Source organism: Desulfobacter vibrioformis DSM 8776 (assembly GCF_000745975.1).
Lineage (GTDB): Bacteria > Desulfobacterota > Desulfobacteria > Desulfobacterales > Desulfobacteraceae > Desulfobacter > Desulfobacter vibrioformis.
This window is the reverse complement of sequence record NZ_JQKJ01000011.1, coordinates 67,174-90,049: the sequence shown is the minus strand read 5'-3', so window position 1 is coordinate 90,049 and position 22,876 is coordinate 67,174. Positions and strand designations below refer to the sequence as shown.

Genomic DNA, 22,876 nt, shown 5'->3' with positions numbered 1-22,876 from the left:
TTTCAAATTAGATTAGGACCGCAGATGAAATAACTTTGTATTAGGGGCAGGCATCCTTCCCCCCCTGTGGAGCAACAAAAAATATGAATAGAAAAGAACCCGACCATCTCAACCTGCTGTTCGACATGGGGGAACTTGCCTCCATCATCACCAGCGGATCAGACATTGAAGCATTCCTGACCGGTGCCAGTGAACTTGTGGCAAAGCACCTCCAAGCCCATGTCTGCTCCATCTACCTTTTTGACTCCCGTTCCAAAGAACTGGTCCTGAAAGCCACCCGGGGTCTGAAGCCCGAAGCCGTTGACAGAATCCGGATGCTGCCCGGAGAAGGCCTGGTGGGCCAGTGCTTCTCCCGGGACAAAATCCTGCGGGTGGGAAACGCAAGAACAAGCCCGGGCTTCAAATATTTTGACAATGCCGGAGAAGAACCATTTAATTCTTTTCTTTGTGTTCCCATCCGGCGGGGAGTGGTAAAAATCGGCGTTCTGGTGGTCCAGCAACGACAAATGGACCATTTTACCCTGCTTGATGAGCGTGCACTGAAAACGGCTGCCACCCAGCTGGCCGGTGCCATTGAAAATGCAAGATTGCTTATGGCCCTGGCGTCTGAACCGGCGGATATAAGCGATGATGCAGACACCATTTCAAAAACATTACCTGCTTTTATTAAAGGCAAATCCGACGGATACGGCTTAGCATTTGGCATGATCCGGCCTTCGAGAAGAAAACGCAAAGCCATCCTCTTTGAGGCGGACACATCCAATATCACCTATTCCCTGGCTGATTTTCAAATTGCCGTGGAAAAAACCATTGATGAATTAAAGGATCTGCAGGATAAATTTACCGCAAGCCTTCCGGAAAGCGAATCTTTGATCTTCACTGCCCATTTCATGATGCTCAAGGACAAAAATTTCACAGGAAAAATGAAAGCACTGGTAGAACAGGGTCTCTCTCCTGTGGCAGCCATCCAGCAGGTCACCCTGAAATACATAAAAGTTTTCTCAGATAATCCCCATGCCTATATGCAGGAAAAAGCCGTGGATGTTGAGGACCTGGGCATACGTCTTCTGTCCCATCTCAAGGCCGTGCATACGCCCAAAGCCGCTGACAGGGGGACTATTTTCGTTACCCAGGACATTTATCCCTCGGACATAATGAAACTGACCGCCGACGGCATCCGGGGCATTGTGTTGGTGGGCGGCGGCGTCACCTCCCATGTCACCATCCTTGCCCGGTCCCTGTCCATACCGCTGATCATTGCCGATGATCCTGTCTTTATAGATCTGCCCGACACCACCCGGCTGTTGCTGGATGCAGGCCAGGGCAATATTTATATCAATCCGGACGACAACACCCTTTCCATATTCAAGGCCAAACAGGAGGCTGAAAACCGGGCAAAAACCCGGGAGATGCAGCCTGCCACCTACACCCTTGACAACAGACGCATCCGGTTGCTTGCCAATATCAACCTGCTCAGTGAAATTCTCCTGGCCCGGGAACTGAAAGCCGAAGGCATTGGCCTTTACCGTACGGAATTCCCGTTTCTGATCCGGTCCGGTTTTCCTTCGGAAGATGAACAATACCTCATTTATAAAGGGCTGTTTGACAAGACTGAACCCGGAACCGTCACAACGGTGCGCACCCTGGATGCCGGCGGAGACAAAGTCATCAAACACACTGATTTTATCCAGGAGGCCAACCCGGCCTTAGGTTTGCGCTCCATTCGCTTTTCCCTGAAGCACCGCCAGATTTTCCGGGCCCAGATCAAAGCCATTTTAAGGGCTGCCCATGGCAGGGAAAAGGTCCGCCTGATGTTTCCATTAATATCCTCCATTGACGAATTTATGGCGGCAAAACAGGTCATGGCGCAATGTATCCGCCAGATGGTGCAGGAGGGTGTGCCCCACAAAAACGACCCGGACGTGGGCATGATGATTGAACTGCCTTCGGTGCTTGCCACCATAGATGAATTTGCAGAACTGGTCGATTTCTTCGCCATCGGCACCAATGATTTTATCCAGTATATGCTGGGTGCGGACCGGGGCAACAAACTGGTGGCCGACTACTATATCCCTTACCATCCCGCCGTGAACCGTGGCATTGCAAAAATTGTAAAGGCGGCTGTCAGCCACGGCATTGACGTGTCCGTGTGCGGAGAGATGGCCCATGATCCGGACCACATCCCCTTTCTGATCGGCGTGGGTATCACCACCCTCAGTGTGGACCCCAAATTCCTGCCCAGGGTCCAGGCCACTGTCATGGAGACAAGTTTTTCCCGGGCAAGCGCGTATGCCCGCCGTCTACTGGACCAGACCCGGGTCAAGGACGCCGCTGAGGTGTTGAAAACCAGGCCCGGCAAATGAGGTTTTATTTCTTTCAAGTCCCTTACTGACCGTTAACCGCTTGAATCTCCAAACCCGGATCCTGCTTGAGGTGGACGGAAATGGTCGTCCCCTGCCCTTCTATACTCTTGACCTTGATTTGCCCGCCGTGGGCCTGGATAATGTCCCAGACAACATGAAGGCCCAGGCCCGTTCCCTTGCCGACTTCTTTGGTGGTGAAAAAAGGGTCGAAAATCCGGCTGATGTTCTCCTCGGATATTCCCTGCCCCGTATCTGAGATGCGGATTTCCACATCTTTTTCGTCGGCCCTGGTGGTGATGCGGATCACCCCTTTATCTTCAATGGCCTGGGCTGCATTCATCAAAATATTGACAAAAACCTGGCACATCTGCTGGGCATTGCAGGTCACCATGGGGAGTTTGCCGTAGTCCTCAATGATCTCAGCCTTGTACTTTAATTCATTCCAGATCATCTTCAGGCAGGACTTGAGGCATTGGTTGATATCCGCAGGCATGGCTTTCCGGCTTCCAGGGTGGGAAAAATCCTTCAGGGCCGACACGATGCCCTGGATTTGTTCGACGCCATCTAAGCTCTCCTGGATCAGATCCGGGATATCCGCCATGAGGTAGTCAAGATCCGCATCCGCCGCCATCCGGGTAATGCGGTCAGCCGCCCCGGACAATCCGGCCAGGGCCGGGGATTTGCCCATAGCCTCCCGGAGTGATGCCAGGATATCGCCGTAGGCCCCAAGCAGGTCTACCAGATCCTTGTGATAATCCAAAAGGGTGGATAAATTGCTTTTGACGAACCCGGTGGGATTGTTGATCTCATGGGCAACCCCTGCGGCAAGCTGTCCCACGGAAGCCATTTTTTCGGCTTGAATCATCTTTGCCTGGGCCAGTTGGAGTTCTGACAGGGCGATTTCAAGCTTTGTCTTGTTTTGCAGAAGATCCCTTTCTGTCCGGATTCTTTCCCGGATTTCACCCTGCAGGGATTCATTGGCCCGGTTCAACCCTGCAGTTCTTTGGGCCACCAGCTCCTCAAGCCTGTGGCGGTGGCTCTCAAGTTCGGCCTCCATGGCCCTGCGGTATTTAATATGCCATTGGATTGCATCGGCCATGCTGTTGAACACGTGAACCAGATTGACGACCTCATTTCCCGGCACCTCGGATAATTCCTGTCCGGCATACTCCCTGGCCATATCCCGGGCCCGTTGCTTTAATTTCTGGAGGGGACGGATCAGCCCCAGGGCAAAGGCCAGGCCCAGACTGGAAAAAATGGCAATAATGAGGATTGACAGCCATAAGGCGGCTTTGCGGGTCTGACGAACCAGGATGTCTGATTGGCTGGTATCCTGGACCACGATCAGACAAAACGCCTCATCCACGATGAGCAGCCGGGCATAGAACTCTGTTTTGGAAAGCGCGTCATGGGTCTTTTGTTCCACCCGCGTCTGCCGCAGCACCCTTAAAATCATTTCCCGATCCGGTGCAATCCGGCTATTCTCGGGCAGGGAAGTTGCAACGATACCGTCCGGTTTGCCCAACGAAACCTCGCAGTCAAAGCGATGGGATAATTTTTTGGCAAAGGCGTTGTTGATCTTTTTGATAATAACCATGAGCCCGATGGGAGTCTCATCCCTGAAGATCGGAGAGATGGCCCGGATTTCCCATCCTGTTTCTGAACGGGTCGTTAAAAGAAGTTCCTGGTTGCGGGTGGCTTCGTCAACTCCCCATCCGGTCAGCACCTTGCCCACCTGCCCGTATCTGGTACGGGTCATCACCCGGCCTTCCAGGTCCGTGACCAGGATATCGTCCATATGGTCCCAGATCCCCAGGCGGGCAAGGATCCGTTGCAGCGGCAGGGGGTCGGCGTGGCTTTCAAATCCGCCGCTGTCAAGAAAGCGCCCGGTTTCCCTGATGACCTGGCCATACTCCCTGTAAACCCGGGCCAGCCGCACCATGGTGCGGGTTTCGTTCCGGATATAATCGGAGATAACGTCATGGTGGTCCTGGGCACGATGCCGGTTCGTGGATCTGAAATTTTCCATCATGACCCGGTTTCCCCAGAAATACAAGGTCATGGCAGTACACAATACGGAAAGCACCACAAATCCGATGATGGGGTACGCAAGACTTGAGGCAGGCCGGCGCATCTATTCTTTTCTTTCAACCGGAAACAGGCCCAGGGTTTTAATGATGCTCCGGCCTTCATCCGAGAACACAAAATCCAGAAACTTGCGGGGCAAGCCCTTTAATTCCCCTTTTTTACAGACAAATCCCAGGGAGATCTTCATGGGATACCTGCCGGACTCCAGGCTGTCTGCCGTGGGCATGATGCCGCCGAGATCCAGGACCCGGATTCTGGTTTCCGGGCTTGTCAGGCTTCCAGTGGTCAGGAATCCGATGCTGCTGGAATATTTGTTGAGCAAGTCAACCATTTCATAATCGTGATAGGCAATTTTTGCATCCGCAGTCAGCGCCAGCTCCCGGAAGGCGGGCAGGGTTTTCCTGATCATTTCCATGGAGGTTTCATCGGCCTGGCGGCCCAAAACCCGGATGGGAAGATCAGGACCGCCCACCTCCTGCCAGTTTTTGATTTTACCCCTGAAGATATCTGCCAGGCGGTCAGGGCTGAGGGAATCTATCCCAACAGCCTCTCCCACGGCAAAGACCACGGCATCATAGGCAAAGGGCAGGATCGTCAAATCCTTTTCCTGTTCAGATGCTTTCAGGGGCCGGGCCACCCTGCCCATGGGATGGAATCCTTCGGCCACGGACCGGATTCCCCCGCTGCTTCCCGTGCTTTTGGGAATTGTAACCGTGTAGCCGGGATAGGCCTGATTAAATGCCTGGGCCAGCCGGGTCAGCACGGTTTCACAGGCACCGGAACCCGGAATTACAAGGGCGTTTGGTTCCGGGTCAGCCGGGGTTTCCCCACATGCCGGTATCATACAGCCTACTGCCAGAATAAGGAAAAACACATGTTTAAGACTCATCCTCTCACCTCGTTTAAGGATTTAGACAGGGCCCCCCTTTCCAAAGGTATGACTGGAAGGGATTGCGCCTCCCCAAGAATGTTGTCCGCATTTTCCAATGGATTGGAAGAATGGAATATGCGGCCCAGGTATATGAACTGTTACGAAATACGCCACATGGAGTTTATAGGTAAGAATATTAAGATAGACAGGCACGTTTTGTCAAGAAAAGCATGAAACCCGAAATCAAGGAACCCCAAAAAAACCGGAACAGGCGTACTCTATGCCAGGGAATACGGATTCAATCACGAATTCGACGCCTATGTGGCCAGGGGAATGGCCGGATTTATTGAACATTTGTCAGAAAAGGACCGTCTCTGGATTGCCGAAACCCAGGGGGAGTTTGCCGGATCCGTGGCTGTGGTCAGACAAGATGATACCACAGCCCAGCTCAGATGGCTCATCGTCGAGCCCAAAGCACGGGGCAGGGGCATCGGCAGGCAACTCATCGCAGAGGCGGTCCGGTTCGCCCGGGACAAGGTAATGGCCAGCCACCCATCACGGCCCCAGGCAGCCGTTCCGGTCATCCATCTCAGGCAACGGATGCGGAGAAGCCAAACCGGCCGTCAAGCTCCAGCGCCAGCCTGTCACCTGATTTCAACCCGGCCACACCGGCCGGGGTTCCGGTAAGCACGACATCTCCCGGTAACAGGGTAAAAAAACCGGACATGTAGGCGATCAAGTCAAAGATCCCGTTAATCATCAGTTTTGTACTCTCATCCTGCCGCACCTGGCCGTTCACTTTCAATGTCAACCGCGTATCCTGGGGGTTGGGAAGGTCGTCAGGTCCAATAAAGGGAGATATCGGGCAGGAACCGTCGAACGCTTTTGCCTTTTCCCAGGGCAGCCCTTTCTCCTTGAGCTGTTTCTGGATATCCCGCAGGGTCAGATCCAATGCAATCCCATAACCGGCAACGGCAGCTTCAATCTCTTCCCGCCCTGCCCTGCTGATCTCCTTGCCGATCAACACGGCCAGTTCCGTTTCATTGTGGCAGTCCTTGGTGAAATCAGGGATCACAATGGGCTGGCTGATCGGCTGCAGCGATGTTGCCGGTTTGATAAACAAAATAGGTTCCGTGGGCATGGGATTGTCCAGTTCCTTGATATGATCCACATAGTTGCGACCGACACAAACCACCTTTCCCACTGGCAGGCCGCACACTGACCCGTCGTTAAATACATGCTGATATTTCATAATTTCCTTCCTTACATTAAAAGTACCGGAGAGTGGTCCACCAAATATTCCGACAGCTCACTCACCTCTGAATACACACGGGAATCCAATCGTTTCAACCAGCGTTTCGGTATTCCCTCGACCCCATAGACAGCACCGGCAAGCATCCCGGCCAATGCGCCGGTGGTATCCGCATCCCCCCCCTGGTTTACCGTACCAATGAGGCACGCTTCAAAAGTGGCTGTTGAAAACAGAAAATGGAAAACGGTCTGCACCGTGTCCACAACGTAGGCGGAACTTTTACCCGGATACGGTTGATACGCAAAATCCGGATGTTTAGCCACAAACTCGTCGGTATGGATCCGAAGTTGCCCCAATGAGGCGCCCATCATGGCTTCATGAAGCAGACGGCCAAAAAAGATACATGCCGTATCAGACAGCGGATTATTGTGCGTCAGGTGGGCCTGTTCCACCACATATCGGGCAAGGGAGGCGTCATTTCCCAAAGTGTAAAGTGCAACGGGAAGCATGCGCATCAAGGCCCCGTTTCCGGCACTCCAACGACTGGGTGCCGCCTCAAGGGTCTGGTGGAGGATGTAGTTTCTGATGCCCCTGGCACATGTGGAGCCGACATCAACCGGTCTGCCCCTCATCCAATCGGCAAATTCCTCTGCAACGGCGCAAAGGTTCCATCCTTGGGACTTTTGAATGGCCCGTCCGATACAAACCGACATTTCAGTGTCATCGGTCACCTGACCGGCTTTAAGATACAGCCATCCTTTCCCAATGATCTGTTTATGTACACCATATTGTAATTTGATCTCCCCGGGCGTCATGAACTCGGTAGTCGCCCCCAGGGCATCTCCAACAGCAAGACCGACAAAGGCTCCCTTTGCCTTTTCCACAATTTGATTTCTGTCAGGAACCCGAACCGATTGCATCAATGATGATTTCCTTATTATATGATTCGTCTGGAAATATCGTACACACCGCCAATGACCAGCACTTCCTCCTCTCCCTTGAGTATTCCGGCATGGAGAAAATCGCCATCAAAAAAAATTTTAGAAACAGGCACCCTGGCTTCAATAATAAATGTGCCAAATTCCCAGGCCCGCTCAAAATCATGGGTAAAGGAATTCAGATTATTGAGCCGGACGACCCCTTTGCCTTTATTGCCATCCCATTCAAGTATGTCATGATCGTAAAACCCATGAACACCTCTGAAAAGGGTGATGTGAGTGGTGTCGGGATCGCGGCGTGTCATCTCGTACTGAACAAATTCATAGAGAAGATCCAGCTGGGAAAAAATACCGTTGGTCCGGGCTGAACCTTTCATGCGATCCTTCAGGTAGGATAAATAGGCATCGCTCTCTTTTCCTTTGATATGGCCGCCGTGATAGGTTGGGGGCAACCCCATCCTGTTTTGCACCCATCCCTTCAAGACAGCCCCTTCAATGGAATCGGCATTAAAAAGCCAGCCCCGAAGAAAGCCCAGGTAGCTGTGCTTCAGACAGAGCTGCCCGCCGGCATCACCATTTTTCCGCCATTGATGAAGATGAAACGCAACGTCCATATAATCTTGAAATGTTCTTGCCCTTTCTTCCCAGCTGGAGAGATTGTCCAGCTTTTTGAAAAAATGGGCATGGGTCGCTCGTACACCATGGACACTTAACGGCGTAGGATTGGCGTTGAATTCGCGGGAACCGATGACCCACGCCGGCACACTGCACAAGCTGTATTGATAATGATAATCGGACATAAATTATTCTATAATACCCTCCAAACTTTTTTGGCCGTACTCAAGACAATATCCATGGATGAAATATCATTTTGATTTGTGTGTCGGCCTCTTTTTGTTTGATGTTTACCAGCCCCGCACCCCCAAGGCAAGTGCATACTGCAAATGTATTGAGAATCACTTTAAATATTTATGTCACTTTGTTATAGTGATTAACATTATGAAATCCAATCCAAAATACATCTTGTTAATCAATATCCACGGATTAATTCGAGGCAAAGGGCTTGAACTGGGGCGGGATGCGGACACCGGCGGCCAGACCAAATATGTTCTGGAATTTGCCAAGGCAATTTCCAAACGTCCTGATGTGGAACAAGTTGACCTGATGACCCGCCGTATTGCTGATCCGCAAGTCAGTGATGATTACAATAAAGTGATTGAACCATTGAATTCAACAGCCCGGATTGTCAGGATTGACTGCGGACCTGAAGGATATATCCCCAAAGAGCATCTTTGGGACTACCTGGATAATTTTGTAGACAATGCATTGATTTTCTTAAAGAAACAAAAGAATCTGCCAGGTATCATCCATGCCCATTATGCCGATGCGGGATACGTGGGAACACGTTTATCCCATCAATTGGAATTGCCTTTGGTTTTCACGGCCCACTCTCTGGGACGAAGCAAACGCAAAAGGCTGATCGCCAGCGGACTGAAAAGTTCAGTTATAGAAGAACGCTATAATATGACCCGCAGAATAAACGCCGAAGAAGACACCCTGGGTTCTGCGGAACTGGTGATCACCAGTACCAGCCATGAAATCAACGAACAGTATGCTTCCTACGATTTTTATCAACCCGACAGTATGCAGATGATTCCACCGGGAACCGACTTGGAAAAATTCCATCCGCCTGCCGGAGATGAGTTTGACAGTCCGATTTTTAAAGAGATCAGCAAATTCCTGATAAATCCGGACAAACCCATGATCCTGGCCATTTCACGTCCTGATCAAAGAAAAAATCTTCATACCTTGATCCAAGCATACGGGACGTCATTGGAATTACAAAAATTGGCCAATCTGGTGATTGTTGCCGGAACCCGGAAAGATATCCGGGATTTGGACACCGGTGCCCAGGAAGTCCTGACCGATATATTGCTGACCATCGATCAATATGACCTCTATGGGAAAGTGGCTTATCCGAAAACCCATAAACCGGATGAAGTTCCTGTTTTGTATCGTCTGGCGTCTGTTTCAGGGGGAATTTTCATCAATCCCGCACTGACGGAACCGTTTGGATTAACCTTAATCGAAGCCGCGGCCAGCTTTGTTCCCATTGTAGCCACCGAAGACGGAGGCCCCATTGATATTGTTCGAAACTGTCTGAACGGTTACCTGATCAACCCGCTGGATAAAAATGACATTGTTGATAAAATTTTACACATTTTAACTGACAAGAAACATAGACATAATTTATCGGAAAATGGTCTCAAAGGTGTGAACAAAAACTACACCTGGGAATCTCACATTGACAAATACTTAAATGCTGTCCAGCCAATTATAGAAAAACGAAAACCGTTAAAACGCTTACCTGCCACCCGCCGGCAAATGATTTATCACAATGGCGCAATTGTATCGGATATTGATCAGAACCTGTTGGGGGATATGAATTCCCTGACCCGGTTAAATCAGGTTTTATCTGATCACCGTAAAGACATCAGTTTCTGTATTGCCACAGGACGCCGGCTGGATTCTGCGCTGACGATTTTAAAAAAATATCAGATTGTCCAGCCCGATGTACTTATTACCAGTATGGGAACGGAAATTTACTATGGCGGAAACCTGGAACGGGACCTGGTCTGGACCAACCATATTGATCATTTATGGAACCCAAAGGCGGTTCATCGTATTCTGTCTGATTTAACCGGATTAAAATTGCAGCCCAAGGCAGAACAGAGTCAACATAAAATCAGTTATTATTACGATCCGAAACTGGCACCGTCACTGGATGACATCAAAACGTTGTTATATCAAAATGAGCAGACCTTCAATCTCATATATTCATTTGGGCAATTTCTGGACATCACACCGATCAGGGCTTCCAAAGGGTATGCGATCCGATGGTTTTCCGAACAATGGGACATTCCCCTGGATCACATGTTAACGGCCGGCGGATCCGGAGCCGATGAAGATATGATGCGGGGTAATACCCTTTCTGTTGTCGTTAAAAATCGGCATAATGAAGAACTTTCCGATTTAACGGATATTGAACCGATTTATTTTTCCGAAGAAAAATTTGCGGCTGGAATCCTGGACGGCATTGACTATTATGATTTTTTCAGCCGCTGTGAAAAATAATCCCATGCCGAATAAGCTGTTAAATTGATGGATTAAAACATATGACCGACAGACAGATTATCGTATTTGGTGAAGTTTTATTTGACTGTTTCCCGGACGGACACAGGGCTTTAGGCGGTGCGCCCTTTAATGTGGCCTGGCATTTACAGGCCTTTGGTGCGGCGCCATTGTTTATTTCTTCAGTGGGAAAAGACCTGCTGGGGGAACAGATCAAAAATGCCATGGCGGGTTGGGGAATGGACCTTAACGGACTGCAGACCCATGCGGATCAGCCAACCGGCCAGGTTACTGTGAATATTACTGACAATGAACCCGCTTACGACATCGTCAGCCCCTGCGCCTATGATTATATTCAATCCGGGCTGCTCCCTGATTTGCCCGATCACCCGCTTTTATACCATGGGACCCTGGCCATACGGAACCCGGTTTCTGCGGGCACGCTTCAGGCAATCAAACATCAGGCAAGGCCATATGTGTTCATGGATGTCAATCTGCGTGCGCCGTGGTGGCGCATCAATGATATTATTCCTCTTTTGGCCGGCACATCCTGGTTGAAGCTGAATCATCATGAGCTGGCAGAACTGATCCCTGACTCCGGGCAAGAAGTTCTTCGGATCAACACATTGTTTTCATCCACACCGTTGAAACACATCACCCTGACACGAGGTGAAAAAGGCGCTGTCATCTACAGCGCAAAGGGCTCCCCTCCCCTTTCCATTTCACCCGGAAAGACAATATCGGTCATCGATACCGTGGGCGCGGGAGATGCGTTCAGCAGTGTTCTGCTGCTCGGAAAAATAAAAAATTGGAATTTGGAAACAACACTGAAACGTGCCCAGGAATTTGCCGGGGCTGTTGTCGAAATACGCGGCGCGACCACCACCGATCAAACGTTTTACAGGCCATTTTTAAAAACCTGGAATTAGATTATGTACGAACAATTTTCACACTCTTTATTAAACGAAATTCTGGATAAGCTCAAACCGGAAATCAGAAAACAGGATCTCCACCACTTCTACACCCGCCTGGGTGCCAATTTTTACAGTCTTTTCCTTATTTTTAAACGATTGTATGGCGAACGGGATGATTTTAATGCGCAACTGCTTCATCTGGTGGAAACCATGGCCCGGCAATATATAAAACGGCCCAGGAATCTGCGGAAAAGTGATCTGGAACGGGAAAAAGATTTTAACTGGTTTCTCCATCAAAAATGGGTGGGAATGACGCTCTATGCAGACGGTTTTGCCGACAACCTGAAAGGGGTTCAGGCAAAACTTCCCTACTTGCAGGAACTGGGTATCAACCTGGTTCATATCATGCCGATTCTGGAATGCCCCAAAGGGGCCAGCGACGGCGGATATGCCGTGAGTGATTTTCGAAAAATCAACCACAAGGTCGGGACGCTGGAGGATGTGAACAATCTGGCTAAAGCCATGAAAAAAAAGGGGATGCTGCTGACTTTGGATGTGGTGGTAAACCATGTGTCAGATGAGCATGAGTGGGCCCAAAAAGCCCGGTCAGAAGATACACGATACCAAGACTACTTTTATTGTTTTGAGAACCGGGAAATTCCCGATATGTTTGAACAGACCCTGCCGGAAATATTCCCGGACCAGTCCCCGGGCAATTTTACCTGGGACGAAACCATGCACAAGTGGGTCATGACGGTCTTTAACACCTATCAATGGGATCTGAATTACAGCAATCCGGCGGTTTTTATCGAAATGCTGGATGTGTTGCTGTTCTGGGCAAACCAGGGCGTGGATATTCTGCGATTGGATGCGGTTGCTTTCCTGTGGAAAAAAATCGGCAGTACCAGTCAAAATGAATATGAAGCCCATAAATTGCTGCAATTGTTTAAAGACTGCTGCCAAATCACTGCCCCCGGGGTTGTTTTTATTGCCGAGGCCATCGTGGCCCCGGTGGAGATCGTCAAGTACTTTGGTGAAGATGCCATTAATGCTAAAGAGTGTGAAATCGCATATAACGCCACCCTGATGGCGTTATTGTGGGATGCCGTTGCCACTAAAAACGCCAGATTGCTGACCCAGGGGCTCAAGAACCTGCCGGATAAATTGGAACGGGCCACCTGGCTCAATTACATACGGTGCCACGATGATATCGGACTCGGGTTTACAGATAAAGATATTGCCCAGGCTGGATATGAGCCCAGATCCCACCGGGACTTTATTGTCAATTACTTTGCCGGCGAATTTGAAAACTCCTCTGCCCGCGGACTGTTGTTTGCCCACAATAAAAAAAACAATGACGCCCGTATTTCCGGAACGTTAACCTCATTAATCGGGCTGGAGAAAGCGTTGGAGGAGAATGATCAGGAGAAGATCGATATTATTATTCAGCACATTCTCCTGTTGCATAGTATTATTTTCTCTTTTGGCGGAATCCCCCTTGTTTATTACGGAGACGAGCTTGGAACAATTAACGACTATTCCTATATTGAAGACATCAGTAAAGCCAATGACAGCCGGTGGGCCCACCGGCCTAGAATCGACTGGAAACAGGCCCTGCTTCGCAAACAGCCTGGAACGGTTGAATATAAGATATTTAACGCATTAAAACAGATGATCGCCGTTCGTAAGCAGATCCCTGAATTTTCAGATTTTAACAACCGGAAACTTCTGGAAATCAGTAATCCCCAACTTCTGGCCTATATTCGTTTCAACCTCACGACCCGCAAGCGTGTTCTGGTTGTGGGAAATTTTGATGCACATCCTCAGTATCTGAACCTGTTTGAGCTTGAAAACCAGGGGTTTCAGATGGGTGAACACATAAGAGACCTATACTCCGGAAATTCCCCGGCCCTGTTCAAGGAGCAGCTGGTACTGCCCCCATACCGGTTTTACTGGCTGAGCGGCAATTGATGTAATTTCGTGTTGTGTCGTTATTCAATTAAACCGATCCGGTATAAAATAGAAGCATTAAACCAATCAGCAATGGCTCCGGAACTTGGTCTTGGCATCTTAGCGCCTGGCCTGTGCCTCTCCTTGGGCGAAACCGTAAACAGGATAGAAATTCTGGCGATCATGCGAAGGCAGGTTGTTTTGCTGATAGACGGAAAACAAGCATTGTTATCAATGGGAAATCCAGATACAATAGACGATCAGTCCATGGCATCACGGAACCCGGCCCTGCAACTTTTCCAGGAAGATCGCGCTGACAAAAAAAGATGTGAACGGCATGATAGGGGTACTTAAGCACCGCATCAAATAAAAACCCGGCAAAGGGATCAAAATGCCAGTTGCCGGTCGTAAAATCATACCCACCCTCAATGATGTAGGACGGTTTGTATGAAATGTATGAATCTTGTTTATAAAAATGCTGACGATTTAATGAAAATTCGGGACGATTTGAAAGGTTATTTTCCTGGAAATATCCTTATCCAGGTTTTTTGCGGTATTTCAGACATGGATACGATGAATCACCTTCGATCGCTGCTTTGTACACTGTTTCCCGGGAGTGCTGTGATCGGCGCAAGCTCGGCAGGGGAAATTTTGAATGCAAATGTTATAGAAAAATCCATTGTGATCAGCTTTACCGCTTTTGAAAAAACCAGGGTTGTATCTGCTTTAGTAACCCATAATGATAATTTAAAGGCCGGGGGGAAAGATATGGGGACTGCGCTCAATGACAATAAACCTAAAGCGGTAATTGTCTTTGGCTGCGGCCTTAAAGATGGTAATTATGTCAACGCCCTTCCTTTTCTCAAGGCCTTGAACGGCAAACTTGACAATGTCGTCATTGCCGGCGGCCAGGCCGGTGGATATCATGAGCAAACAAGCCGGGTCGTTGTGTTTACGGAACAGGACCTGACTGAACACGGGTTTGCTGCTGCGGCACTTTCAGGGCCCAATTTATGCGTTAACACCGCCCATAATTTAAGCTGGATGCCCATTGGAAAAAAAATGGCCGTCACCCATGTCAAGGGCCGCAGGCTCTACAGTATTGATCACAAATCCGTCAAGGATATATACCTGCAGTATCTGGGCATTGAAGCCCAACCCTCATCTTTATATCTCATGAATCATTTCCCTCTCATGATAGAAAGACGCCGCATGCATGTAACCAATCCGGTTTTGTCTGTAAATCCTGACGGCTCCTTTAATGTTTTGGAAAGATTTTATGCCGGGGAACAGGTACGCTTCAGTTATTGTGATGCAGGTCTCCAGGAGGAAGGAGCCAAGCGAATGGGAAGAAAACTGGCCGGGTACGAACCTGAGGCCTTTTTCGTGTATTCCTGCGAATCAAGAAAGACGCTTTTTGAAGACGATATTGTGGTTGATATGACAGCGTTAGAGAACGGCCCGAGTTCAGCCGGTTTTTTTACCTTTGGTGAATACTATACCGACAAAAATAAGGCCCCTCGTTTTCTACAGCAGACCATGACTGTACTGGCCCTGTCTGAATCTGAAACCTGCAAGATCTTTGACGAGGAAGAAGATTTTACTGAAAAGATTGAACTCCCAGAAACAAATTTAAGACGGTTCAGGCTTTTAAAAGCCATGAGTCATCTTGTAAGCAGCACCACCCGGGAACTGGAACTGAAAAACCTGCAGCTTGAAAAACTTGCCAATAAAGATGGACTCACAGGGCTTTTCAACCGCCGTTTTTTTGATGATACCCTGGCGCACCGGATGAAAGAGCACAGCCGTTCAGGCGCGCCTTTGTCCTTAATCCTCATAGACGTTGATTTTTTCAAACAGTTCAATGACCATTACGGCCATGTGGCCGGAGACGACTGTCTGCGCAGGATCTCCAATCTGCTTCAAGAACAGATGAAACGGTCTTCCGATATGGCCTTTCGTTACGGTGGAGAGGAATTTAGTTGTATTCTGCCTGCCACGGCACATTCTGGTGCGCTGCAAAAGGCCGAAACCATCAGAGCCGGTGTTGAAGACTTGGCCATTCCCCACAAAACATCACAGGTCGCCGGGTTTGTCACTGTCAGTCTGGGCGTCATCACCCTGACCGACAATCGGAACATCTCCCTCCAAGAGTTGGCAGATGCCTGTGACCAGCTGCTTTATGAGGCCAAACACGGGGGGAGAAACCGTTTGATAGGAAAAAACCTGAGCAGTCATGAAGCGTGCTGAAAAACCTTTCCCGGGAATAATCAAAGCCTCAGGTTGTTATGGTTATAAATCATCACCTTCATCGGCAGTTGCCGTGTAGCTTTTGATGCAGTGATCCTCATCGGGCAATGCGGTGAGCGTTTCGCCTTTCCCAGTGAGTTGTTTTACATAGTTGACAAAGGAGAGCGCATAATCAAGATAGGTATTGGTTCCTTCCCCGCGTTTCTCCTGGACTGTTGCAAAGGTCGCATACCCATCTTTACCGCCGGCTGTATAATTGTTAGTGGCCACCACATACATCCGGGTTTCGTCCAGATCGCTCCATTCACCGGTCTGTCGGTTTTTGAACTCTATATCGATAATCCTGCTGCCGTACGCCCGGGTGGCATCCACGTCATATTTGAGTGCATAGCAGTATGGAAAAGACCCTGTTCCGCCGCCCCGGGCAATGTTTTCAACAGCGTCTTCCAAAACGGATTTGATCTCTGAACCGTACATGCTGATTTCAAACAAGGTATTTGAAAAAGGCAGCAGGGTATAAGCAGTCTCGTAGATAATATTCCCTTGGTAAACACTGGTCCTTACACCGCCGCCGTTCTGGATACAAACATCTGCATTTGAATCCATTTCATAAAACGCTTTGGCCACAACCGGCGCAATCGCACTGCCAAGATCAAGGGCGACGCCGTTATACGCATGCCCCGGTACCCGGTTGTGCAAAAGATCCTCTCCCGCTGTACCGATAACTGTTTCCCCAAGGCCATCCACCTCTTCGGCATAGCCGGCAATAATGGCGGCCACCTCGTTATCGTCGGACACGATATCCAACCGGGCATCGGCATTAACCAGGGTCTGCACCGCAGTCAGTTCATCCTCTTTAAGGGTATATTTTTCGCCATGATCACCTTTCCGGGTGAATGTATCCCCCAGGATCAGATGCGGTGTCCCTGTACAGCTTTCCAGGACATCACCGTCAAAGGTGACATCCAGCTCTCCAAGAACCTTGCTGTATGCCCAGGCCTGAACCACGGCTACCTTTTCCCCGTCCGCATTCGTGGTCATTGTGGGGTAACCTCCGGAAGCATCCAGATCGTAGGCAGAAAAATCGCCCAGCAGGGTATGGGAATCGCCGTCAACAATCACGTCAATATCAGATACCTGGCCGGCCAGGGCCAAAACATTTTTATAGCCGTAATGGCTCAACAGGATGATTTTTTTTACACCCTGGGCTGTGAGTTCATCAACCGCGTCCCGGGTGGCTTCAACCTCGTCTTCAAAAACGATTTCATCACTTGGGTGGGAAGAATTCCGGGTTTTCCCGGCAATGGTCAGCCCAATAATGCCAACCTGATTTCCATCGACTTTTTTGACAATATATGGTTCGTACAGGCCATACAGGACATTGGCGGAAGGGACTTCAATATTTGCGCTTAACACCGGACAAGTCAGGCTCCGGATAAATCCGGCCAGCCACGCATCTCCATCGTCAAATTCATGGTTGCCAATGGCCATGGCATCAACCCCAATGGCGTTCATCACGTCAGCATCCGCTTTGCCTCGGAACAGCGTATAAAAAAGTGTTCCCTGAACCGCATCCCCGGCATGAAGAATCAGACAATTATCCGTTTCTTTTTTAAGTTCGCTGATTTTTGATGCGATCTTTGCCATGCCGCCTAGCTGGCAGGCGGTTTCAACGCCCTCAAAACTTAAATCAACATCAGACGCTTCTAAATTTGAGTGGACATCGTTGATATGAAGTATTTTCATTGTCAATTGATCGCCACTGGCAGCCCCATTACATCCTGCCACGAATAAAAGCATTAACGAAAAAAACACAATAAGGGTTTTAAATAATTTCCGTTCAGCGGGATTGAACTGCATGCTTCCTCCTTGCCCCTTTAAAAAATTATTCCGTCATATTTGACGTCATAACATATAAATTGAATTAACTTACAGTTTATCTTATCATTTCCACCGTAAGCTCAGGCTTGAAAACCACGCCCAAAAAGCTTAGTTTACCCCTCATGATGAGTGCCTGAACGCAAACAAGAATTAAAGGAAACAATGCCATGCTGACCCAGACCATCACATTCCCTGCAGCTTTTGCGGCAGGCCTTCTGTCGTTTCTGTCCCCTTGTGTGCTGCCGTTGATCCCGGCCTATTTCAGCTTTATCACAGGGCTCTCCTTAGATGAACTCACAGCTGACAACAAAGAAGTGCGCAAAAAAGTAATCCTGTCCACCCTGGCCTATGTGGCTGGATTTTCATTTATTTTTATCCTGTTCGGGGCATCCGCCTCTTTTCTCGGCGGGCTTGCCTCCCGGTATTCCTGGGCAGTTCGTTATATGGGCGGCGGCATTATCCTGGTCTTCGGCCTGCATCTGCTCGGTATCATCAACATCAAAAGTTTTCAGTTTGAACGTAAGTTTCATGTCAAGGAGACACCCTTTCATCTGTTTGGCACATTTTTGATCGGTATGGCCTTTGGGGCGGGATGGAGCCCGTGCATCGGCCCCATGCTCGGCAGCATTCTCATTGTGGCAGGCAGCCAGGACACCATCCTTAAAGGCGTGCTTCTGCTGGCCACCTATTCCGCGGGCATGGCCCTGCCTTTTATTGTGATATCCATATTCATCAACTCCATGCTCAGTTTCATGAAAAAGGCCACCCGGGTCATGGGCATTATCAATAAATGTGCAGGCGGGCTGCTCATTGTTATTGGTCTGCTTTTGATCTTTGACAAATTCCGGCTGCTGGCAATCTTTTAAATTTCCGCCACCACAGGGGAAATAAAAGCCTTGACAAACTTTTTTTGCCATCACATATTGACATGGTTCTGATCGTTTTTATTCTAAGTTAATAAACTCACTTCAACCCATTGGAAAGGATAATGATATGGAAAAGCATTTAAGTGTCGAAGGAATGTCCTGCACGCACTGCGTCAACCGGGTTAAAAAATATCTGGAAACTGTCGGAACGGATGTGTCCGTGGACCTTGAAGGAAAAAAGGCCGACTTTAATGCCGGCAGCGATGTGGATATGGACACAGTGATCAAGACGATCTGCGAATTTGGGTTCACGGTTAAAGAGATCTGAGGTGCCATGACCACCGCCCATGAAATAAAAGTATACGGCATGATGTGCATGCACTGTGAAAATGCCGTAAAAAAAGCCCTGGAAAAATTTGACGGGGTCAGTGATGTGTCGGCGTCATTTGAACAGGAAAAAGTCACCCTGGCACTGGAACACGGTACAGCCTCCTTAGATGAACTCAAGGCTGCCATTGTGGCGGAGGGTTACGCCCTGACCCCGGAAAATGCTGCCGGAGACAACGAGGAACCGGCAACGCAGCCCGAGACAAAGCCCCAAGGACCGGATGAGGCAAAACCCCTTTGCAACATCAGCTTTTCCATCCAGGGCATGCATTGTGCCAACTGTGCCCTGGCCATTGAAAAGGCCTTTGCAAGGACAGACGGCATCGCAGACACGGCCATCAACCTGCCCCTTGAAAAGGGCTTTGTCTCCTATGATCCGGATCTGATGGATGATCAAAAGGTCCTGGATGTGGTCAAAAATGCAGGCTACAGCGCTTCCCTTGAAACCAGTCAGGGCCCGCAGGCCGGCACCCGGGAAAAATTCAGATTCCTGTTTGCCTTGGTCGTCACCGTGCCCATGATGGTCATCATGCATGTGATGCCGTTTCGGCCTGTGGTCACCAATGTCATCCTTTGCATCATGGCCACGGCTGTCATGGCGGTTTCCGGCCGGACCTTCTTTGAAGGGGCCTATTATTCCCTGAAAAACCGGCTGGCCAACATGGATGTGCTGATCAGCCTGGGGGTGTCAGCCGCTTATTTCTACAGTCTTTTTTCACTGATCTTTATAGATGCTTCCCAGATGCTGTTTTTTGACAGTTCTGCCATGCTCATCACCTTTATCATGATCGGCAAGATGCTTGAGGCAAGGGCCACGGGCAAAACCAGCCAGGCACTTAAAACCCTTCTGGCTTTGAATGCAGACACGGCCAGGGTGATAAAGAACGGCAAGGAAAGTATTGTGGATGTTTCCATGGTAGTCCCCGGCGATACGGTCCGGGTACTGGCCGGTGAAAAAATTCCCGTGGACGGAAAAATTCTTGGGGGCGAAACCGCGGTGGATGAATCCATGCTCACCGGGGAGTCCTTTCCGGTTGAAAAATCGGCGGGAGATGCCGTCACAGGTGCCACCATCAACCTGTCCGCACCCATCACAATGACCACCACCCGCACGGGCAGCGACACGGTGCTGTCCGGCATTATTAAAATGGTGGAGGATGCCCAGGCAGACAAGGCACCGATCCAGCGGGTGGCCGACACCGCCTCCAACATATTTGTACCTGTGGTGACGGTTGTGTCCCTGATCACTTTTGCCATCTGGTACCTTGCAGTCCCTGGATTTATCCCGTCCGGTTCCACCCCGTTTTTATTTGCCTTTGAACGTATGATTGCCGTTCTTGTCATTGCCTGCCCCTGCGCCCTGGGACTTGCCACACCCACGGCCGTCATGGTGGGTTCGGGCCTGGGGCTTAACCGGGGCATCCTGTTTAAAAAAGGATCTGCCCTGGAAAATATCTCACACCTGGATATGGTTCTGTTTGATAAAACCGGCACCCTGACCACGGGAAAACCATCTGTCACAGGTGTCTTTCCACGCAACGGTGTTACAGAAAAACAGTTGCTGTCCTGGGCGACCAGTGCGGAAACCCATTCCACCCACCCCCTGGCCCCGGCGGTTACAGGTTTTGCCCGGGAAAAGGGCATCGGGCCTGACCCCACATCGGCGTCAAAAGAGATCCCGGGCCAGGGCATCGAATGCCGCCTTGGTGATCAATTGCTCAAGGCCGGGAACCTGGCGTTGGTGGCAGATGACAACATGTCAGATGATATCCGCGCCAAGGGACAGGCGTTGTCAAACCAGGGCAAGAGCCTTGTCTTTATCAGCCTGGATCACCAGGTTAAGGGGGTGATTGCCCTGGAAGATCAGATCAAACCCGAAGCAACGGACGCCATTGAACGTCTGCACGCCGCAGGCATCCGGACCGCCCTGGTGTCAGGAGACAATAAGGCCGCAGCCCTTTGGGCAGCCCAACAGGCCGGTATTGAGGAAGTGGCTGCCGAGGTCATGCCCCAGGACAAAATCAACCAGGTAAAAAAATGGCAGGCCAAGGGATTAAAAGTGGCCATGGTGGGCGACGGCATCAATGACGCTCCTGCCCTTGCCCAGGCAGATATCGGCATTGCCATTGGTTCGGGCACGGATGTGGCCAAGGAGACCTGTGAGGTGGTGCTGGTAAAAAATGATTTAAAAGATGTGGACCGGGCCGTGCGGTTAGGGAGAAAAACCCTGTCCACCATAAAACGCAATTTTTTCTGGGCCTTTTTCTACAACATTCTGATGATTCCCGTGGCCGCAGGTATCCTGTACCCGGCATTCAGGATATCATTAACCCCGGAAGCAGCCAGTATCGCCATGTGGTTTTCCTCCCTGTCCGTTGTGGGCAACTCCCTTTTACTCAAGCGGTTTGGCAGGCACCTGGATGCTTAAAACGTTCTTTTGATAATGATTACACACGAATCTGCGAGGAGCCTATTTTTCTTGTTCCCCGGGAACAGCGTACCATTTTTTCAAAATACTTCAAATAATCGCGTTGTGTTTTATCCTTCCATGTTACTTGGGAACATGCCGTATTCACGGGACTGTCCTCTTTGCCGAGCCCTTTTCGGGCCAGCAGTGCCGTACCATAACTGCTTATTTGCCCATAATCGGGGACAATGACGTTTTTCCGGGTTATGTCAGCAAGAAATTGCAGGAAATAGGGATTTTCCGTAATCCCTCCGTCAACTTTCATCTCTTCTTTTAAAGGAACAATTTGATCTGTCACATTTAAAATTGTGGCAGCGCGCAAGGCAATTCCTTCCACCACCGCCTGCATCATGTCTTTGCGGGTTGTGCCCAAATGCATGCCTGCCCACAAGCCTGCAGCACTCCTGTCCCAATAGGGACAGGCCAAACCGGAAAGTGCGGGCACAAATGCCAAATTACGCTCAATTGCTGACGGATAGGAAAAATCGTTCAACTCTTCATATTCATCAAAAAGCGTTAAGGACCTGGCCCAGTTTATGGCGGAAGCGGCATTGTAAATTCCCCCGTCAACACCGAACATGGGGGCTTCATTGCCGAATTTCCAGCACAGGCAGGGCAGTAGACCATACTTTTTGTCTTCCACGATGGACTCACCTGACAGGGCCTGCATGAAACCGCCGGTTCCAAAGGTGAACTTAAAGTCCCCTGCTTTGCGGCACCCATGGCCGTAAATACCGGCAAACTGATCAATAATACTTGCTGTGACCGGGGTTGAACCAAAGCATCCAAAATCTCCCAGGTTGGAGACCACCGGGGGCAGTACTTCCATGGGAACGCCGAAAATGTCGCAAAGTTCCCGGTCCCACGCCAGGGTGCGGACATTAAACAGACAGGTGCGGGAGGCTGAGTTATAATCCGTACTGAAAACATTTGTCAGCCGATGGATAAAAAAGCTGTCCATGGTCCCCATACACAAGCGACCCTTTTTTAGAGCCGTCTTTGCTTCAGGAATATTGTCCAGAATCCAGCGCATTTTGCTTGCAGGAAAATAGGGGTCAAGGGGCAGGCCGGTTTTTTCCTGCACCACAGGTTCAAGCCCGTCCTTTTTCAAATTTTCAATCCATGCACTTGTGCGTGAATCCTGCCAGACAATAACATTATAAAAACACGTTTTGCTTTTCTTGTCCCAGGCAACAATACTTTCCCCCTGGTGATCTATCCCCAGGGCAGAACCGGGACCGGTCTTGTCCAGAGCTTGGGCTATATTATTATAGATTTCGTCACCATCATGCTCAACCCAGCCCGGTTCCGGGGTGATTTGCCTGTGATTTTTCTGATACACAAGTTGGGCCCGGCCATCTTCGTATACGCACGAAACCTTTGTAGCTGTTGTTCCTTGGTCAACACCGATAAACTGTTCCATTTGATATAACCTTTATAAGAAACTAGAGACAAGATACAGGAAACAAGAGGGTGAAGCGCCTGGAGGCGCCCATTTTAGCCCGCATTGTTGGTGT

At 49.7% G+C, this 22,876-nt stretch carries 16 protein-coding genes; 9 read left to right on the top strand and 7 right to left on the bottom strand.

Annotation, left to right across the window (positions count from 1 at the left end):
• Positions 1–83 precede the first annotated feature (83 nt).
• Positions 84–2,363, top strand: coding sequence for a phosphoenolpyruvate--protein phosphotransferase (gene ptsP / locus Q366_RS08520; RefSeq protein WP_035238058.1), 2,280 nt, complete (start codon positions 84–86; stop codon positions 2,361–2,363).
• Between the two features lie 22 nt (positions 2,364–2,385).
• On the opposite strand, the gene Q366_RS20215 is transcribed toward ptsP, so the two are convergent.
• Positions 2,386–4,497, bottom strand: coding sequence for an ATP-binding protein (locus tag Q366_RS20215; RefSeq protein WP_051957921.1), 2,112 nt, complete (start codon positions 4,495–4,497; stop codon positions 2,386–2,388).
• Complete coding sequence (locus tag Q366_RS08510; RefSeq protein ID WP_035238056.1) at positions 4,498–5,340, bottom strand: substrate-binding domain-containing protein; 843 nt, start codon at positions 5,338–5,340, stop codon at positions 4,498–4,500.
• A gap of 315 nt (positions 5,341–5,655) precedes the next feature.
• Here Q366_RS08510 and Q366_RS22335 point away from each other — a divergent pair, with 315 nt between their 5' ends.
• The gene (locus tag Q366_RS22335) at positions 5,656–6,009 is read left to right on the top strand and encodes a GNAT family N-acetyltransferase (protein ID WP_084691759.1); all 354 of its coding nucleotides are present in this window, start codon (positions 5,656–5,658) and stop codon (positions 6,007–6,009) included.
• On the opposite strand, the gene Q366_RS08495 is transcribed toward Q366_RS22335, so the two are convergent.
• The 3 genes from Q366_RS08495 to Q366_RS08485 are packed head-to-tail and all read right to left on the bottom strand — an operon-like array spanning position 5,912 to position 8,312.
• A complete protein-coding gene (locus tag Q366_RS08495; protein ID WP_035238050.1) occupies positions 5,912–6,574 on the bottom strand; it encodes a fumarylacetoacetate hydrolase family protein in 663 nt (220 codons plus the stop codon). The genes Q366_RS22335 and Q366_RS08495 overlap by 98 nt on opposite strands.
• Before the next feature lie 11 nt (positions 6,575–6,585).
• Positions 6,586–7,494: an ADP-ribosyl-[dinitrogen reductase] hydrolase gene (draG, locus tag Q366_RS08490; RefSeq protein ID WP_035238048.1), complete on the bottom strand. Its 909-nt coding sequence runs from the start codon at positions 7,492–7,494 to the stop codon at positions 6,586–6,588.
• Between the two features lie 17 nt (positions 7,495–7,511).
• A complete protein-coding gene (locus tag Q366_RS08485) occupies positions 7,512–8,312 on the bottom strand; it encodes an NAD(+)--dinitrogen-reductase ADP-D-ribosyltransferase (RefSeq protein WP_035238046.1) in 801 nt (266 codons plus the stop codon).
• Between the two features lie 199 nt (positions 8,313–8,511).
• Between Q366_RS08485 and Q366_RS08480 the strand changes: the two genes are divergently transcribed.
• From Q366_RS08480 to Q366_RS20210, 4 genes are all read left to right on the top strand, one after another.
• Positions 8,512–10,647 carry an HAD-IIB family hydrolase gene (locus Q366_RS08480; protein WP_035238191.1) on the top strand — a complete coding sequence of 712 codons (2,136 nt, stop codon included), beginning with the start codon at positions 8,512–8,514 and terminating at the stop codon, positions 10,645–10,647.
• 41 nt (positions 10,648–10,688) lie between these two features.
• The gene (locus tag Q366_RS08475; protein ID WP_035238038.1) at positions 10,689–11,573 is read left to right on the top strand and encodes a carbohydrate kinase family protein; all 885 of its coding nucleotides are present in this window, start codon (positions 10,689–10,691) and stop codon (positions 11,571–11,573) included.
• 3 nt (positions 11,574–11,576) lie between these two features.
• Complete coding sequence (locus tag Q366_RS08470; protein ID WP_035238036.1) at positions 11,577–13,529, top strand: alpha-amylase family glycosyl hydrolase; 1,953 nt, start codon at positions 11,577–11,579, stop codon at positions 13,527–13,529.
• A 426-nt stretch (positions 13,530–13,955) separates the two neighbouring features.
• A complete protein-coding gene (locus Q366_RS20210) occupies positions 13,956–15,758 on the top strand; it encodes a sensor domain-containing diguanylate cyclase (protein WP_051957920.1) in 1,803 nt (600 codons plus the stop codon).
• A gap of 42 nt (positions 15,759–15,800) precedes the next feature.
• On the opposite strand, the gene nadN is transcribed toward Q366_RS20210, so the two are convergent.
• The gene (gene nadN / locus Q366_RS08455) at positions 15,801–17,618 is read right to left on the bottom strand and encodes an NAD nucleotidase (RefSeq protein WP_035238032.1); all 1,818 of its coding nucleotides are present in this window, start codon (positions 17,616–17,618) and stop codon (positions 15,801–15,803) included.
• 188 nt (positions 17,619–17,806) lie between these two features.
• Between nadN and Q366_RS08450 the strand changes: the two genes are divergently transcribed.
• The 3 genes from Q366_RS08450 to Q366_RS08440 all read left to right on the top strand — a co-directional run bounded on the left by Q366_RS08450 (position 17,807) and on the right by Q366_RS08440 (position 21,320).
• Entirely contained in the window at positions 17,807–18,505 is a 699-nt protein-coding gene (locus tag Q366_RS08450; protein WP_035238030.1) for a cytochrome c biogenesis CcdA family protein, read from the top strand.
• Between the two features lie 127 nt (positions 18,506–18,632).
• Positions 18,633–18,833, top strand: a complete 201-nt coding sequence (locus tag Q366_RS21690) for a heavy-metal-associated domain-containing protein (RefSeq protein WP_035238028.1) — start codon at positions 18,633–18,635, stop codon at positions 18,831–18,833.
• Positions 18,834–18,839: 6 nt separating this feature from the next.
• Entirely contained in the window at positions 18,840–21,320 is a 2,481-nt protein-coding gene (locus tag Q366_RS08440) for a heavy metal translocating P-type ATPase (RefSeq protein ID WP_035238026.1), read from the top strand.
• A gap of 19 nt (positions 21,321–21,339) precedes the next feature.
• Here Q366_RS08440 and Q366_RS08435 read toward each other — a convergent pair whose 3' ends face one another.
• Positions 21,340–22,782 (bottom strand): FGGY family carbohydrate kinase, encoded by a 1,443-nt coding sequence (locus Q366_RS08435; protein WP_035238025.1) that lies wholly within the window; start codon positions 22,780–22,782, stop codon positions 21,340–21,342.
• Positions 22,783–22,876: the final 94 nt, after the last annotated feature.

Coding starts and splice junctions, on each gene's coding strand:
- ptsP (WP_035238058.1), top strand. CDS start 84: ATGAATAGAAAAGAACCCGACCATCTCAACCTGCTGTTCGACATGGGG.
- Q366_RS20215 (WP_051957921.1), bottom strand. CDS start 4,497: ATGCGCCGGCCTGCCTCAAGTCTTGCGTACCCCATCATCGGATTTGTG.
- Q366_RS08510 (WP_035238056.1), bottom strand. CDS start 5,340: ATGAGTCTTAAACATGTGTTTTTCCTTATTCTGGCAGTAGGCTGTATG.
- Q366_RS22335 (WP_084691759.1), top strand. CDS start 5,656: ATGGCCGGATTTATTGAACATTTGTCAGAAAAGGACCGTCTCTGGATT.
- Q366_RS08495 (WP_035238050.1), bottom strand. CDS start 6,574: ATGAAATATCAGCATGTATTTAACGACGGGTCAGTGTGCGGCCTGCCA.
- draG (WP_035238048.1), bottom strand. CDS start 7,494: ATGCAATCGGTTCGGGTTCCTGACAGAAATCAAATTGTGGAAAAGGCA.
- Q366_RS08485 (WP_035238046.1), bottom strand. CDS start 8,312: ATGTCCGATTATCATTATCAATACAGCTTGTGCAGTGTGCCGGCGTGG.
- Q366_RS08480 (WP_035238191.1), top strand. CDS start 8,512: ATGAAATCCAATCCAAAATACATCTTGTTAATCAATATCCACGGATTA.
- Q366_RS08475 (WP_035238038.1), top strand. CDS start 10,689: ATGACCGACAGACAGATTATCGTATTTGGTGAAGTTTTATTTGACTGT.
- Q366_RS08470 (WP_035238036.1), top strand. CDS start 11,577: ATGTACGAACAATTTTCACACTCTTTATTAAACGAAATTCTGGATAAG.
- Q366_RS20210 (WP_051957920.1), top strand. CDS start 13,956: ATGAAATGTATGAATCTTGTTTATAAAAATGCTGACGATTTAATGAAA.
- nadN (WP_035238032.1), bottom strand. CDS start 17,618: ATGCAGTTCAATCCCGCTGAACGGAAATTATTTAAAACCCTTATTGTG.
- Q366_RS08450 (WP_035238030.1), top strand. CDS start 17,807: ATGCTGACCCAGACCATCACATTCCCTGCAGCTTTTGCGGCAGGCCTT.
- Q366_RS21690 (WP_035238028.1), top strand. CDS start 18,633: ATGGAAAAGCATTTAAGTGTCGAAGGAATGTCCTGCACGCACTGCGTC.
- Q366_RS08440 (WP_035238026.1), top strand. CDS start 18,840: ATGACCACCGCCCATGAAATAAAAGTATACGGCATGATGTGCATGCAC.
- Q366_RS08435 (WP_035238025.1), bottom strand. CDS start 22,782: ATGGAACAGTTTATCGGTGTTGACCAAGGAACAACAGCTACAAAGGTT.